We start from the raw sequence: 15697 nt of genomic DNA on the forward strand, positions 1-15697 counted from the left end.
CCGTCATGGAAAACAATCAGCGAAGCTCGAAAGCATCCTGAATCTGCTTGGCGCCCTCTTCCGCGCTCATCTGGCCGGAGACGATCTCGACGGAGACGTCGTTGACGACGCGGCCGACGGCTGCGCCCAGCGTCTGGTCGAAGAAGTTCTGGTGCCAGGTGGAACCGGCAAGCTGCTTGGCCGAATCCGCCAACAGCGGGTTTTTCACCGCACCGTCCGCACCCGTAGCAACCGGCAGGATCATGCCGGCAGCCGCCATCTTTTCTTCGCTTTCCTTGCTGGTCAGGAAGGCCGCGAAATCGATTGCTTCCTTGGACGCGTTTTTCGTGACCGCCCAGCCATTCAGGCCGCCCAGCGTATCGGTGGCCTTGCCCGCGCCGCCCTCGATGACGGGGAAGGCGAAGCGGCCGATATTGTCGGCGGCCAGCCCCTTGCCGTCACCGGCATTTTTGCGCTGGTTGGCTTCGGTATTGTCGAAACCGAGGATCATCGCCGCCTTGCCGTCACCGAAGACGCCGAGCGCCTGCGGCCAGGTGGAGCCGAGATAGCCGGGCTGGAAGGGTTCCAGCTTGCCAAATTCGGCCAGCTGCTCGCCGGCCTTGATAATGGCCGGATCCATGAAACCTTCGCCCTCGCCCTTGCGGGCGGCATCGAACACGGCCTGCCCGCCATTGCGCATGACGAGATAGCTCCAGTAGAAATGGATCGGCCATTTTTCACCGCCGCCACCGGCGATCGGCACGATGCCGGCTTCTTTGATCTTCTTGACCGTGGCGCCGAGATCATCCCAGCTCTTGATGTCTTCCGCCTTCACGCCAGCCTTGGCAAACAGCTCCTTGTTATAAAAGAAGCTGACGAGGCTGACCTTGTAGGGCACGGCCCAGACCTTGCCATCAAAAGACAGGCCGTCGATTGCGGAGGAGTTATAGGCCTGCCGGAGCTTGCCGCCATCGGCGTCGAAAACCTCGGTCAGATCCTTCAGCGCACCGGTTTTAGACTGTTCTTCGAGAACGCCGCCACCCCAGCTATAGAAGAAATCCGGCACGTCGTTGGATTGTAGGAGGGTCGGCAATTTCGCCTTGAAGGCTTCGTTTTCCAGAAATTGCAGCTGTACATCCACATCAGGATGCTTGGTCTCGAAATCCTTGGCAATTTCCTCCCAGACGGCCACGGCTTTCGGGTCCAGTTCCACATGCATCCATTTAACGACCGTTGCGGCCGAGGCGCTGGCCGCGCCGAGCATGAGAGCAATGCTTGTCGTTGTGGCAAAGCCTGTCAGCCTGCCGCTCAGGCTTGCGCCTGCGTGCCAAATCGTCATGATTGTGATCCTCCCTGGGGATTTCCTCATTTATTCCCCAATGCGGATTAATTCACATTAGGCCTCGCCCAATGTCAAGGCGCTATGCCGATTTTTTGCCCAAACAGCTTGACACACCCCTCCCCTACACCGTTATTTAATCCGCAACCCGATATAAATCGGCTTCACGAACAGGCATCGATCGCAGCAGGACCCCCATGAAGACCGCAGACCCAGAACTGATGCGCGCGATCAACAGGCTGAGCGTGCTGGATAGCATCCGCCGTCACGGGCCGATCTCGCGTGTGGAAATCAGCGAAAGAACACAACTCTCCACCACCACCGTTTCGGCGATCACCGCCTCGCTGCTCGATGACGGGCTGATTCTTACCCGTCATATCGGCGATATCCGCACTGAAGGCGCGCGCGGCAGGCCGCGCGTGATGCTGGAACTAAACCCGGATGCCGCCCGCGTGGTGGGCGCCAAGATCGCCGCAAGCCGCATGGTCTTCGTCGTCACCGATTTCTGCGGCAACGTGCTTTCGACGCTTGCTCTGCCGATCCGTGTCGACCGCCAGCCCATCGGCGTCATCGCCGACCTGGTGGAGGACGGTGTGCGGCGCTGTGTGGTCGATGCCGGGCTGTCGCTGGAAGATGTGGACATGGTCTGCCTTGGCCTGCCCGGCGTTATCGAACATCGCACCGGGAAAATCCGCAGCAGCCCGATTTTGCGGGAAGTGAACGTCAATTTTGCCGAGGAAATGACAGCGCGGCTGAATTCGCCGACCATCATCGAAAGCGACGCCCACGCCATCACGCTCGCCCACCACTGGTTCGGCCATGCCCGCGATCTGGAGGACATGGTGCTGATTTCGCTCGAACAGACACTCGGGCTTGGCGTTCTGCACCAGAACCAGCTGTTTCGCGGCGCCGGCGGCCTCAGCCACAATCTCGGCGATCTCGTCATCGGCCTTGCCAATGATGGCACGGTACGGCTGGCGAGCCAGGCGGGTGAAAACGCCATTTTAGGCTCGCGCCCGGTGGACGGGCGCTTTGCCGAGGCGATCCGGCTTGGTCGCGGCATGCAGCACGCCCATGCGCTGATTGCAGCTGAAGATCACGATCTCATTGCGGCAGCCCTGCGCGCCGGCGCGGCGCTGGGCCTGACGCTTGCCAATATCGTCACGCTGTTTGCGCCGCCGCGGGTCATCATCACCGGCTCCAGCCTCGAGCTTGGCGAACCCTTCATCGCCAGTATTCGTGACAGCTACAACGCCGCCGTGCCGCCTTCACTGGCCGGCGTCGCCGAGCTGGTTTTCGACATTGCGAGCGACGAGCTCTGGGCGCAGGGGGCTGCGGCGGTCGCGCTCTACGAGCTTTACGAATCGCCATGGAACACAACGGGGCCGGCGCTTTAGCCATCAGGGCAGAGCGGCGGGCTTCGACATTTCTGATTTACGGGAGGAAATCACATGAACAGGGTCGGTATCGGCATCATCGGCTGCGGCAACATCTCCAGCGCCTATCTCAAGGCCATGGCGTCGTTTCCCATTCTCGACATTCGCGGTCTTGCGGATATGAACGCGGAGGCCGCGAAAGCCCGCGCCGATGAATTCGGCCTTAAGGCAACCAGCATCGACGCGCTTCTCGCCGATCCTTCCGTGGAGATCATCGTCAACCTGACGATCCCCAAGGCGCATGTGGAGGTGGGACTGCGCGCGCTTGACGCCGGCAAACACGCCTATTCCGAAAAGCCGCTCGGCATCAATTTCGCCGAGGGCAAACGCCTTGCGGATGCGGCAAAGGCCAAGGGCCTGCGCATCGGCTCGGCTCCGGATACATTCCTCGGCGGCGGGCACCAGACCGCACGCCGGCTGATCGATGAGGGCGTGCTGGGCCAGCCGGTCGGCGGAACGGCCACCTTTATGTGCCCCGGCCATGAGCGCTGGCATCCCAACCCGGCCTTTTATTACGAGGTTGGCGGCGGGCCGATGCTGGATATGGGACCCTATTACATCACCGATCTCGTCAACCTGTTCGGCCCGGTCGCCAAAGTCGCGGGTTTTGCCATCGCGCCGCGCAATGAGCGCCTCATCACCAGCGAGCCGAAAAACGGCGAAAAAATCCCCGTTCATGTTGCCACTCATGTGTCCGGCGTGCTGGCGTTCCAGAATGGTGCCGTGGTGCAGGTGGGCATGAGCTTCGATGTGGCGGGCCACAAACATGTGCCGCTGGAACTCTACGGCACCGAAGGCACGCTGATCGTGCCAGATCCAAACCATTTTGGCGGCGAGGTGCAATTGCTGAAAAAGGGCGGCCAGTTCGAGCCGCAAGCGCTCTCATCACCCTATGCGGACGGCAATTACCGCTCGATAGGCGTAGCGGATATGGCCCATGCGATCCGCGAAAACCGCCCGCATCGCGCCAATGGCGATCTTGCCCTGCATGTGCTGGAGGTCATGGAAGCCTTCCAGACGGCATCGGACAGCGGCACCACAGTTTCCATCACCACCAAGGCGGAGCGCCCTGCTCCGCTCGAAACATCGCTGGTCGACGGCCAGCTCGGCAAATAATCCGGAGGAGGAAATAATGCGCGAAGCACTCATCGTCTGGGGCGGCTGGAGCGGCCACGAGCCGCAGGAATGCGCCACCATCGTCAAGGACATGCTGGAGGAGGACGGTTTCAAGGTCTATGTCGAGCACAGCACGGAGGCCTTCGCCGATCCTTCAGTACATGATCTTAGCCTCGTCGTACCCATCGTCACCATGTCGAAGATCGAGAAGGAAGAGATCAAGAATCTCACCGCCGCCGTGGAAAACGGCGTCGGCATTGCCGGTTTTCATGGCGGTGCAGGCGACAGTTTCCGCGAATGCGTCGAATATCAGTTCATGATCGGCGGCCAGTGGGTCGCCCATCCCGGCAATATCATCGACTACCACATCAACATCACCCGCCCCGACGATCCGCTGATGGAGGGGATTTCCGATTTCCCCTATACGTCGGAGCAATATTATATGCATGTCGACCCCTCAAACGAGGTTCTCGCGACGACAAAGTTTACAGGCGACCATGCCTGGTGGATCGACGGCGTGGTGATGCCGGTGGTCTGGAAACGCAAATACGGCAAGGGCCGCGTCTTCTATTCGGCGCTCGGCCATCAGGCCAAGGAGTTCTCCGTGCCGCAGATGAAAACCATGTTCCGCCGTGGCGCGAATTGGGCAGCGCGTTGAGGCTATGGGAGGAGGCGGCCAAGTACTCTCCCCGTCATGCCGGACTTGATCCGGCATCCAGCAGCCGCGCGTCTGCGCGGCGTCAGGAGTCTTTCACGATCAAGGACTTGATCGCGCTGGACCCCGGATCAAGTCCGGGGTGACGGAGAATGGCTGTGTGAACCGCCCTCTCCTCAACCCCGAACGATTTCTTCCGCCGTCATCGCGACACCCAGCACATGGTCATCAGTGCCGTGCAGGCCGGAAAGCAGCAGGCCGACCGGCATGCCCGCATCGCCGGTTCCGCAAGGAATCGAAACACCGCAGAGATCGAAAAAATTGCCGATCTGGGTGTTGCGCAGGGTCTTCGCATTCATGGCGAAAAAGGCATCGTCACTCTCGAGAAGCGGCGCGACCTTGGCCGCGACATGCGGCAATGTCGGCGACACCAGCAGTTCTTGCCTGCCAATCATGCCGGAAAACGCCGCCGTCATGCGTTCGCGCGCCTCGATGATGGCGATATAGTCCGGCATGGAAATATTCGCGCCGAGCCCTGCTCTGGCCACCACGCGCGGGTCCATGTGGGCGGCGTCGGCACCTTCCAGCCGGGTCTTGTGCAGGGCGAAGGCCTCCGCCGTCACCAGCGCACCCTTCTCCTTGATAAGATCGAACAGTTCCGAAAAAATCGGGAATGCCTGCCGCCGCACCGAGGCACCGGCGCGGACAAGACGTTCCACCGCCCGCTCGAAAGCGGCTGCGACGCCATCCTCGATGCCATCGAAAAAGACGGTTTCCGGCACCACCAACGACAGGCCGGAAAGAGGCGCGCGCGTGAGATCGGCAGCCGCCTTGCCGCGCATGGCGGCATCCACCCAGACGGCGTCCTGTACGGTATGCGTGAGCGGACCGAGTGAATCGAGGCTTTTCGCCAAGGGATAAACGCCGCGCATCGAATAACGGCCACGGCTTGCCTTGTAACCCACCACGCCGTTGAAGGCAGCGGGAATACGCACCGATCCGCCGGTATCGGTGCCTATCGCCGCCGGCACCAGACCGGCAGCCACGGCGACGCCCGCACCCGACGAAGAGCCGCCCGGCAGACGGTGACCATCCGTAGAAGCAGGATTGCGGGGCGTACCGTAATGCGGATTGATGCCGAGACCGGAAAACGCGAATTCGCTCATATTGGTGCGGCCGATGCAGATCATGCCCGCCTGTTTCAGCGCCGTCACCACATCCGCGTCGCGAGACGCAGGCTTATCGTTCGCAAGCACCGTCGATCCGGCCGTGGTTGCCATGCCTTCAAGGTCAAACAGATCCTTCCAGGCCACCGGAATACCATCGAGCACACCACAGGAACGGCCATCACCAATGCGTTTTGCCGCAGCTTCCGCCTCCGACATCGCCCGCGCTGCCGTCAACTCGACAAAAATCGCCTGATCGTCCTCTCCGCCAACCGCATCCAGCGTCTCTTCCACCAGGGCACGCGGATCGAGATGGCCGCTCTGGAGGAGAACGGAAAGCTGCGCGATGTTTTTGCCTTTATGAGCCATGATATCTTCCCTGAAAGCGGCATGTTGCGCACAACATGCCGTTTATCGGCCAGTTGGCAAGGCCAATCGCCGCGCTATCGATGAGAGACATACCGGATTGGGAAACATGGCGGAGATCGCAGAATTTTGGAGTTTATCCTTGACGATTCATTTCTAACCTCCGATTTTTTCAACCTGAGGTGCAGGAACGCCATCTCTTATATAAGCTACGACTATAAAAAGACGGATTAATTCTTAATCGCATCTAAACTTTGTTGAATTATTTAGCAGACAGCATTGAAATGCATGCCCTATAAAATTCCATAAAACAATTATAACGCGACATCGCGGGGGACTATCGCGAATGGAAGAGACTGCCTATCGCGGGACAGATAGACAGGTTGAACCGGGCCACACGCTTCGCTCGCCAACGCAGCCGGAAACAGGCCGGTTTTCGCGGCGGCGTTCGCTCGCCAGCAAGATAACCCTGATATTCCTCGGCGGCGTGATCTTTTCCTACAGCATCGGCGCACTTGTCGGCTGGTATATGTTCGTCGCCGCCGCCAGCGAGCAATGGCTCAACCAGGCGCGCGTCAATTCGCAGATCGCCAGCGCCACGCTTCGCAGCATCTACACCTATGTCAGCGTCACCGCCGATGCCGACGGGCAGGTCAACGGCATCTTGACCGACAAGCCCATCGGCGACGACGAATCCATTCTCGTCACTGGCTTCAACCCCAGCGACGTTCTCGCGCTTATCGGCGCACAGACCAAGAATGCCGTCTGGCTTTTCCGTTATGACGAGGCGGATTCCGGCTTCCGACAGATCGCGGCGGCTTTCGACAACGCCACCGATGACGATGAAAAGCCGCTCGCCACCGATCCCATCTTTTCCCGGGATGCGGTCGCCGCGCGTTTTTCCACCGGTTTTGCGACCATCGGCGAATCCAGCCATTATATCGGCCTGCTGCCGATCATCAGCACGGAAACGAAGAAACCCATCGGCGCGGTCGCCGTCAGCATCGGCGGCTCGGACGCGCTTTATGGCGCGCAGCGCAAGCTCATTTATAATTCGCTCGCCGCGCTGATCGTGGTTTTGACCGTCACCGGCGTGCTGGTGACCGTCATCGCCCGGCATTTCCTGAAACCGGTCCCGGCGCTGGTGCAGGCGACGCTTCGGATCGCCCGCGAGGAAACGGATGTCGCCACGCCGTTTCAGGAGCGGCGGGACGAGATCGGCGACATGGCCACCGCCATCGAGACGTTGCGCGAAGCTGTTCTGGAACGCGGACGCCTGCGGCAGATTCGCGATATGGCGCAGCAGCTGGAACATATGGCCCATCACGATGCGCTGACCGGGCTGCCCAATCGCGTATTGCTGATGAAGACGCTGGAAAACCGTCTCGAACAGCTTGCCGCGTCAGGCCAGCCGTTCAATGTCATGCTGCTCGATCTGGACCGCTTCAAGGCCGTCAATGATACACTCGGACATGCCGCCGGCGATGCCCTGCTGGTGGCGGTGGCCTCACGGATTTCCGCCGTGCTGGGTGAAAACGACATGGTGAGCCGTCTCGGCGGCGACGAATTTGCGATCATACAATCGGCAAACGGCGACTGCGAGAGCGATGCGGCGATGCTGGCCGCGCGGGTGGTGCATGCCGTCTCGCGCAGTTTCAGTCTCGAAGGCAGCGATATCAGCATCGATACCAGCATCGGCATCGCCTGCGCGCCGGGCCACGGCACATCCGCAACGCAGCTTCTGCAACATGCCGATCTCGGCCTTTACCGGGCGAAATCCATGGGCTGCGGCTATTTCGTCTTTTATGAGCCTGGCATGGACATGGCGGCGCAGCACAAGCATGCGCTGGAAATAGACATGAAATCCGCGCTCGAAAACCAGGAATTCGAGCTGCATTACCAGCCGGTCGTCAATCTGCAGAGCGGTCGCATCGTCGCTTATGAAGCGCTGGCCCGCTGGCGGCACAGCAAGCTTGGCCTCATCGCACCGGACCGCTTCATCGCGCTTGCCGAAGAAAACAACTTCATCAAGCCGTTGGGCGAATGGGTTCTGGCGCAGGCCTGCAGAGATGCGATGACATGGCCGAAGGATATCAGGCTCGCCGTCAATCTATCCGCCGTTCAGCTCAGCAATGACGACATCGTACCGATAGTGGACCGGGCGCTGGAAACATCCGGCTTCCCGGCGGAACGGCTTGAACTGGAAGTGACGGAAACGGTCATGCTGGAGCGCGATAACAGCGCCCGAGCCCTGAAACTGCTGAAGGAAAGGGGCGTTCGCCTCGCGCTTGACGATTTCGGCACCGGCTATGCGGGCCTCAGCACGCTCACCCATGTCGCCTTCGACAAGATCAAGATCGACCGGGAATTCGTCTCCGGCCTGCCGTCCAATCCCATGTGTTCCGCCATCGTCAACACCGTCATCGACATGGCTGAACAGATCGGCCTGAAGGTCACCGCCGAGGGCGTTGAAAACAGGGAGCAGGTCGAAGCGCTCAAGCTTTCCGGCTGCGACGAAGCGCAGGGCTATTATTTTGCCGAGCCCGCGCCGCTTGCCCGCATTCTCAAGAACCGCGCCGTCATCGCGCCGATTGCGAAAGATGAATTCGGCGATATCGGTCGACCGACACAGGAAACCTATTGCCCGCCACAAAAAGCCATTTGAGAAACCGGCCGCCGGCCCAGAGGACATAAAATGCGTCTTTCAGTATTTTGCCTTTTCCTCACATGCCTTGCTCCCATCACGCCTCTTCAGGCTGCCGGCGAAGGCGATACGCTTCAGCAGATCGCCAAAACCGCAAAGATCCGCATCGGCTATCGCGAAGCCGAACCGCCCTTTTCCTATCAATTGCCGAATGGGGAGGTCACCGGTTTCTCGACCGATCTTTGTCGGGCGATCAGCGAAGATATTCGCAGGAAACTGAAGCTCGACAGGATCGAACTCGAATACGTCAAGGCGACACCCGCGACCCGTTTCATCCTTGTCCGCGGCGGCCAGATCGACATTGAATGCGCGGCCACGACCAACAATAGCGAACGCCGCAAGATCGTGGATTTCTCCTATCCCAACTTCATGACCGCGACGCAGTTTCTCTCCCGCAAGCAGGACAATCTGAAAAGCCTCGCCGATCTCGCCGGGCGGTCCGTCACATCCGCCTCCGGCACCGTCAATATCGAGCAACTCAATGCCGTCAACCGGGCGAAGAACCTCAATATCTCGGTGATGCCGACGAAAACCAATGAGGAGGCCTTCGAACTCGTGGTCTCCGGCAAGGCCTCCGCCTTTGTCATGGATGGCATATTGCTCGCGGCGCTGGCGGCAACCTCAGAGAATCCGGACCTCTATGCGCTTTCTGAGGAAACGCTGAGCGCCCCCGAGCCTTATGGCCTGGTTTTCCGGCGCAACGACCCCGGTTTCAAGGCGGCGGTCAATGAAAGCCTTCGGCATATTTTCACCGGGCCGGTCATTCATGGCCTTTATGAAAAGTGGTTCACCAAGCCCATTCCCCCAAACGGCATGAACCTGAACCTGCCGATGGCCGCCTCTCTGAAACAGGCATACGAACATCCGAGCGAATACCAGGACTGAGAGCGCAAGGCGTCCACCCGTATCGATTTTCATGAAAATGTTTTGACGGATTATTTGGCTGGAGATGCGCGATGCAGAGATCGACATTATGGCTTATGCTCGTTTTTTCAAGTCTTCTCCCCGCCCAGGCGGTGAGCGAGGATGCCCAACCGCCGACACTTGAAACCATTGCCAGAACCGGCACCATCAAGCTCGGTTATGCAGATCGCAATATTCCCTTTTCCTATCTCGGTACCGGGCCGGAGCCTATCGGCTACAGCATCGAGCTATGCCTGAGAGTGGCGGATTCCATCAAGAAAAAGCTCGGCCTGTCGGAACTGAAGGTCGAGTTCGTCAAGCGCACACCCAGCAACCGCATCATGCTTCTCAATGACGGCACGATGGACATGGAATGCGTGGCGAGCACGAATACCGAGGAGCGGCGCAAGGCCGTGTGGTTCTCCTACAGCCACTTCATCACCGGCACCCGTTATGTGGCGCTGAAATCGAGCGGCCTGAACACCGTCGCCGATCTCGCCGGGCGAACGGTGGTGGTGACGACGGGAACCATCAACATCACCCAACTCAACGTGCTCAATCGTAAACTGGGGCTGAACGTCGCGGTTCTGCAGAATGACAGCACCGAGGGCAGTTTCGACATGGTGACGGAAAACCGTGCCTCGGCCTTCGTCATGGACGATATACTTCTGCGATCCTTCGTTGCCGAGACCGGCAAGCCGGAAGACTACGTCATCTCCGATGAATATCTCGCTCCGCCGCAGCCCTATGGCCTGATGCTCCGCCACGGCGATACCGGCTTCCGCGACGCCGTCAACGAGGCGCTCGGCCAAATCTATGAGAGCGGCGAAATCGATAAAATCTACGACAAATGGTTCAACGCGCCGATCCCGCCAAACGGCATCAACCTGAAGCGCCCGCTGCCCGGCGATCTGGCCGAGGCATTTCGAAAACCCGTCGATACGACAGCGGAATAAAAACGCCGCCCGGTGGCGGGCGGCGTTTTTCAAGACGTATCTTACGCGGCGCGCAGATCGGCACCCAGAGGAATCTCGACATCGATCTCCAAGATGGAGACATGCTCGTCGCGATCCATCTTCACATGCACCCGATCATTGTCGATCTGCACATGTTTGGCGATGACGCCGAGAATTTCTTCCCTGAGGATGGCGACCAGATCGGAGCCGGAGGATGCCCTTTCGTGGGCGAGCAGCACCTGCAGGCGTTCACGCGCAAGCGGTGCCGACTTCTGTTTGCGGAAAAGACTGAAGATGCTCATGCAGCCCTCCTTGCGAAGATCTTGGAGAAGATGCCACGCTTCTCGCCCGGAATGACCACCGGAATATCCTCACCGGACAGGCGGCGGGCGGCGTCGAAATAGGCCATGGCCGGCGCGCAGCGGGCATCCGCCAGCGTAACAGGCGCACCGACGTTCGAGGCCCGCAGCACATCCGTGCTTTCCGGAATGATGCCGAGCAGCGGAATGGAAAGGATTTCCAGAACGTCGTCGACCTTCAGCATGTCGCCACGCTCGGCGCGGGAAGCGTCGTAACGCGTCAGAAGCAGGTGCTTCTCCATGCGCTCGCCGCGTTCCGCCTTCAGCGTCTTGGAATCCAGCAGACCGATGATGCGGTCGCTGTCGCGCACCGAGGAGACTTCCGGATTGGTGACGACGACGGCCACATCCGCATGGCGCATGGCCAGCGTCGCACCGCGTTCGATGCCGGCGGGGCTGTCGCAGATCACCCAGTCGAAATGTTTCTTCAGCTCGTTGATGACCCATTCGACACCTTCCGGCGTCAGATTGTCCTTGTCGCGCGTCTGCGAGGCAGGCAGGAGGAACAGCGTCTCGAGGCGCTTGTCGCGGATCAGCGCCTGCGTCAGCTTGGCATCGCCCTGGATGACGTTGACGAGATCGTAAACCACGCGGCGTTCAGCACCCATGACGAGATCGAGGTTGCGCAGGCCGACATCGAAATCGACGACCACGACCTTCTCCTTGTTCTGCGCCAGTGCGGCGCCAAGCGCTGCGGTCGAGGTGGTCTTTCCCACCCCGCCCTTGCCGGAAGTTACAACGACTACCTTCCCCATATGGCTCTCCTGTTCCTGTGTTGTTTCTCTGTTATCAGCCAAGCTTTGCGGCCTTGATCGTATCGTTTTCCAGCCAGAGCTGAACGGGCTGGCCGCGCAGCTTGTCGTCAATGTCCTCGGCCACCTTGTAGACGCCGTCGATGGCCAGAAGCTCCGCTTCGAGCTTGCGGCAGAAGATGCGCGCCGAAACATTGCCGAGCGAACCGGCCATGGCGCGACCGCGCAGGGCGCCGTAAATATGCACCGAACCGCCGGCGATGATTTCCGCCCCCGAGGCGACAGAACCGATGACAGTCACGTCACCCTCGGGAAACATGATCGACTGGCCGGAGCGAACCGGCTCGTTGATGACCAGCGACGGCACCACGGCCCTGACCTCACCGGCAGCGCGCGGCTTTTCCTCCGGCAACTCGGCGGCGATGGCGACCGGCTCAACCTCGACATCGGAAGCGGGCTTTCCGCCCTTCAGCGACGGCGGCATGCCCGGCTCGATCATCGAGGGGCGAACGCCCTCGATACCCATGATGCCGACATTGCGTTCCGTCAGCGCCGCCAGCAGCTCCTTCAGCCCCGCCTTGTCGAGCGACAGCTCCGACACATCCAGAACCACCGGACGCGACAGGAAGAAGCCCGCCGAACGGGCGGCGAGATCATCGAGCCTTTCCAGCCATTGATCGACCGGAGATTCGGGGGACAGGACGACTGCGAGGAAGGAGCGGCCTTTGATACGGATCGAACGCTGGTCTGTTAGCACTTTGGTCATCTTGGTAAACAAATCGTTGACAATTAGGTACCTCGAATATGGTTAACAAATGGTTAACGTCGCCCCTGAAGCGGCGGATTCGTTAAGAAAATTCCGCCCCGAAAAACTTCATGCGAAACATTCAAAATCCCTCATTACCTTTTGATTTAGCGCGTTTCCGGTACTTGCGAAAACTCACGATAGCAGCTCATCCTTGCTGCAACCTGACGCCCGGCATCGCGAGATGGGCACGCCTTCTCCCCTACCCTAACCCGGCGAGTCGCGGAACACGCGAACGTCCGATTCCGGGACAATATCCGCCTTCGGCCAGATGACCGCATTATGCCTTCAAGGTGGAAAAGCGATTCCGTTGTGTCCGCCGATGCTGTAGAGAGAGGCGTCCCGACAGCTTCAACGGAAGAATGAGATGCACAGCAAAGTCCCGCCGCAGAACCAGATATTTTCGCAAGACTATGCGGCCTTCCTGTTCGACATGGATGGAACATTGCTCAACTCGATTGCGGTGGTGGAGCGGGTCTGGCGCGAATGGGCCGTGGACAACGGCATAGAGCCGAACGCTTTTCTGCAGCGCATCCATGGCATGCGCGCGTCGGAAGTGGTGCGCCGCGAAGCCGTTCCCGGTCTCGATGTCGCGGAACAGGCGGCGATGCTGCTGCAGAAGGAAATGGACGATGTCGACGGCATCCTCCAGATTCCCGAGGCTGCGGCATTTCTCGAAAAATTGCCGGCCGGCAAATGGGCCATCGTCACCTCCGCCGCCCGCGCGCTCGCCGAACGCCGGCTGGCGGCCGCAGGCCTCACCCCGCCTCCGGTGATGATCTGCGCCGAGGATGTGGTGAACGGCAAGCCTGATCCGGAAGGATATAAAAAGGCGGCGGAAAAGCTCGGCGTCGCGCCTGAAAACTGTGTCGTCTTCGAGGACGCCCCCGCCGGCATTCAGGCCGGGGAAAGCATGGGCGCAACCGTGGTCGTTATCAACGCCACCCATTCCCATCTCATCGAAACGCCGCATCTTTCCATAGGCGGCTATGGTGAGCTGAATGTTGTCATCGGTGAGAATGGCGCTCTGAGGCTCATGGGCAATAGAGGCTGAAGAAGGCTGCTTGCGTTTAAGGCCTCGGCACTATTTTCAACCTTACAGGGGTAAGTCAGTCGCTTCAGACTGTCCGGCGCAACCTTTTCCCGTCATTCCGGCTCAAGGCCGGAATGACGGAAGTGGTAAAAGCCCCGGAATAAGACAACGCCCGACCTGCTGAACCGCCTCAAACTCCTCCCCACACTTTTCCACCAGCGGCCAATTGACAGCACCGCATAAATGCGTCCTAATAAAATTGGTAAGACCATCTTACCGCTTGCGCGATCGGGGGAGACTTTCGCGCTGGGAGGATATCATGTTTGTGGCTCTGGAGCCGCGCCGCCTTTACCGGCTGGTCGCGGAACAAATTCGTTTGCTCATCGAAAGCGGAGAACTGACCGAAGGCCAGCGCTTGCCGGCGGAACGGGATCTTGCCGAACGCTTCGGCGTATCGCGCCCGACGGTTCGCGAAGCGCTGATCGTTCTGGAAGTGGAAGGCCATATCCATATCCGCATGGGTTCGGGCGTTTATGTCAGCGCAGCCGGCAAGCAGGCCAAGGAAAAGCCGCCGGTGCCGGATGCGCATGGGCCATTCGAAATCCTGCAGGCGCGCTGCATCATTGAGAGTGCGATTGCAGAGGAGGCAGCACGGCTTGCCACGCCGGAATGCATCGCCAAGCTCGATGACATCATCGAACGCATGGCCGGCGCGCTCGACAGCTCGCCACAGGCGCTCAATTTCGACCGGGCCTTCCACACCGCGATTGCCGATATCATCGGCAATTCGGCGCTGAACCGCTTTACCGGCCTAATCTATGACGAGCGCAGCCTGTCACCCTTTTTCGAAAAGCTCGCCAGCTATTTCGAGGGTCCGCATACATGGAACCTTGCCGTTCAGGAACACCGCGCAATCCGCGACGCCATTGCCGCCAACGACCCGGAAGGTGCGCGTGAGGCGATGCGGCAGCATCTGACGCTGTCGCAAAAGAGATTTTCCGAAAGTTTCGGGGAGGAAACGATCGGAGAAGAGTGACCGCGCCGCAACCGGCGACGGGAAAAATGAGAAATCTGGCTTTAATTCGGGAGGAGTTAAGAATGAAAATCAGATTGTCGACTTTGATGGGCGCAACAGCCGCCATCCTGCTTTCCGCCCTGGCGGCGCAGGCGCAGACCACGCTGAAATGGGCGCATGTCTACGAGACCTCCGAACCTTTCCATACGGATTCGGTCTGGGCCGCGGAAGAAATCGCCAAGCGCACCGACGGCCGTTACAAGGTGGATGTTTTCCCCGCCTCGCAGCTCGGTAAGGAAGCCGATATCAACCAGGGCCTGAAGATCGGCACCGTCGATATCATCATTTCCGGTTCCAGCTTTGCCGCGCGTGACTTCAAGCCGATCGGCGTTACCTATTTCCCTTACATCTTCCGCGATCCGAGCCATCTGATCGCCTATACCAAGAGCGATATCTTCAAGCGTCTTGCCAAGGGTTACGAAGACAAGACCGGCAACCACATCGCCGCCGTCAGCTATTACGGCACACGTCACACCACATCGAACAAGCCGATTGCCGCCTGCGCCGACATGGCGGGGTTGAAGATGCGCGTTCCCGACGTTCCGGCCTATCTCGCCATGCCGCGCGCCTGCGGCGCCAACACGACCCCGATTGCCTTTGCGGAAGTCTATCTGGCACTCCAGAACGGCACGGTCGACGCTCAGGAAAACCCGCTGACCACCATCGAGGCGAAAAAGTTCTTCGAAGTGCAGAAGAACATCGTCCTGACCGGCCACATCGTCGACCACCTCAACACGGTGATCTCCAAGAACCTGTGGTCGCAGCTCTCCGATGAAGACAAGAAAATCTTCACCGAAGTCATGCAGCAGGCCGCCGAGCGCACCACCAAGACCATCGAAGGCCGCGAAAAAAGCCTCGTCGAAGACTTCAAGAAGCGCGGCCTCACCGTCGCCGAGGTCGACAAGGCCGACTTCGAGAAGAACGTCCTCGAAAAAGTGAAGTTCGAGGACTTCGGTTACGACAAGGCCGACTGGGAAGCCATTCGCGCCGTCAAGTGAGCCAAGATCCGGTGCGGCCCCGTTGCCGCACCGCCCTTTCTCTCCAGACGGGATA

14 protein-coding genes are annotated in these 15697 nt (G+C 59.7%); 9 read left to right on the forward strand and 5 right to left on the reverse strand.

Translation table 11 applies throughout. From position 1 onward, the window contains the following. Positions 1–16: 16 nt before the first annotated feature. The gene (locus ACQZ5N_RS04490; protein WP_448732222.1) at positions 17–1318 is read right to left on the reverse strand and encodes an ABC transporter substrate-binding protein; all 1302 of its coding nucleotides are present in this window, start codon (positions 1316–1318) and stop codon (positions 17–19) included. A 197-nt stretch (positions 1319–1515) separates the two neighbouring features. Here ACQZ5N_RS04490 and ACQZ5N_RS04495 point away from each other — a divergent pair, with 197 nt between their 5' ends. From ACQZ5N_RS04495 to ACQZ5N_RS04505, 3 genes are read left to right on the forward strand one after another with little or no spacing between them, the layout of a single operon-like run. Beyond that, a complete protein-coding gene (locus ACQZ5N_RS04495) occupies positions 1516–2715 on the forward strand; it encodes an ROK family transcriptional regulator (protein WP_196379089.1) in 1200 nt (399 codons plus the stop codon). A gap of 54 nt (positions 2716–2769) precedes the next feature. Next, the gene (locus ACQZ5N_RS04500; protein ID WP_448732223.1) at positions 2770–3870 is read left to right on the forward strand and encodes a Gfo/Idh/MocA family protein; all 1101 of its coding nucleotides are present in this window, start codon (positions 2770–2772) and stop codon (positions 3868–3870) included. Between the two features lie 16 nt (positions 3871–3886). Then, positions 3887–4528: a ThuA domain-containing protein gene (locus ACQZ5N_RS04505; protein WP_448732224.1), complete on the forward strand. Its 642-nt coding sequence runs from the start codon at positions 3887–3889 to the stop codon at positions 4526–4528. A 173-nt stretch (positions 4529–4701) separates the two neighbouring features. Here the strand turns inward: ACQZ5N_RS04505 and ACQZ5N_RS04510 are convergent, their stop codons facing one another. Then, positions 4702–6060 carry an amidase gene (locus ACQZ5N_RS04510; RefSeq protein ID WP_448732225.1) on the reverse strand — a complete coding sequence of 453 codons (1359 nt, stop codon included), beginning with the start codon at positions 6058–6060 and terminating at the stop codon, positions 4702–4704. A gap of 343 nt (positions 6061–6403) precedes the next feature. Here ACQZ5N_RS04510 and ACQZ5N_RS04515 point away from each other — a divergent pair, with 343 nt between their 5' ends. The 3 genes from ACQZ5N_RS04515 (at position 6404) to ACQZ5N_RS04525 (ending at position 10620) form a co-directional block, all read left to right on the forward strand. Further along, positions 6404–8722 carry an EAL domain-containing protein gene (locus ACQZ5N_RS04515; RefSeq protein ID WP_269832128.1) on the forward strand — a complete coding sequence of 773 codons (2319 nt, stop codon included), beginning with the start codon at positions 6404–6406 and terminating at the stop codon, positions 8720–8722. 30 nt (positions 8723–8752) lie between these two features. Then, positions 8753–9646, forward strand: a complete 894-nt coding sequence (locus ACQZ5N_RS04520) for an amino acid ABC transporter substrate-binding protein (protein ID WP_020809472.1) — start codon at positions 8753–8755, stop codon at positions 9644–9646. Between the two features lie 71 nt (positions 9647–9717). Then, positions 9718–10620, forward strand: coding sequence for an amino acid ABC transporter substrate-binding protein (locus ACQZ5N_RS04525; RefSeq protein WP_448732226.1), 903 nt, complete (start codon positions 9718–9720; stop codon positions 10618–10620). 41 nt (positions 10621–10661) lie between these two features. Here ACQZ5N_RS04525 and minE read toward each other — a convergent pair whose 3' ends face one another. The 3 genes from minE to minC are packed head-to-tail and all read right to left on the reverse strand — an operon-like array spanning position 10662 to position 12497. After that, complete coding sequence (gene minE, locus ACQZ5N_RS04530; RefSeq protein WP_020809474.1) at positions 10662–10922, reverse strand: cell division topological specificity factor MinE; 261 nt, start codon at positions 10920–10922, stop codon at positions 10662–10664. Then, entirely contained in the window at positions 10919–11734 is an 816-nt protein-coding gene (gene minD, locus ACQZ5N_RS04535) for a septum site-determining protein MinD (protein WP_003506498.1), read from the reverse strand. Before minD ends, minE begins: the two co-directional genes overlap by 4 nt. Positions 11735–11768: 34 nt before the next feature. Further along, complete coding sequence (minC, locus tag ACQZ5N_RS04540) at positions 11769–12497, reverse strand: septum site-determining protein MinC (RefSeq protein ID WP_003506496.1); 729 nt, start codon at positions 12495–12497, stop codon at positions 11769–11771. A gap of 406 nt (positions 12498–12903) precedes the next feature. Here minC and ACQZ5N_RS04545 point away from each other — a divergent pair, with 406 nt between their 5' ends. The 3 genes from ACQZ5N_RS04545 to ACQZ5N_RS04555 all read left to right on the forward strand — a co-directional run bounded on the left by ACQZ5N_RS04545 (position 12904) and on the right by ACQZ5N_RS04555 (position 15642). Further along, positions 12904–13590: an HAD family hydrolase gene (locus ACQZ5N_RS04545; RefSeq protein ID WP_448732227.1), complete on the forward strand. Its 687-nt coding sequence runs from the start codon at positions 12904–12906 to the stop codon at positions 13588–13590. Positions 13591–13888: 298 nt separating this feature from the next. Beyond that, on the forward strand, positions 13889–14605 hold the full coding sequence (locus ACQZ5N_RS04550) for a FadR/GntR family transcriptional regulator (protein WP_020809475.1): 717 nt from the start codon (positions 13889–13891) through the stop codon (positions 14603–14605). Positions 14606–14667: 62 nt separating this feature from the next. Then, entirely contained in the window at positions 14668–15642 is a 975-nt protein-coding gene (locus ACQZ5N_RS04555; RefSeq protein WP_003519848.1) for a sialic acid TRAP transporter substrate-binding protein SiaP, read from the forward strand. Positions 15643–15697 lie beyond the last annotated feature (55 nt).

It is taken from the genome of Agrobacterium sp. 22-221-1 (genome assembly GCF_053522445.1).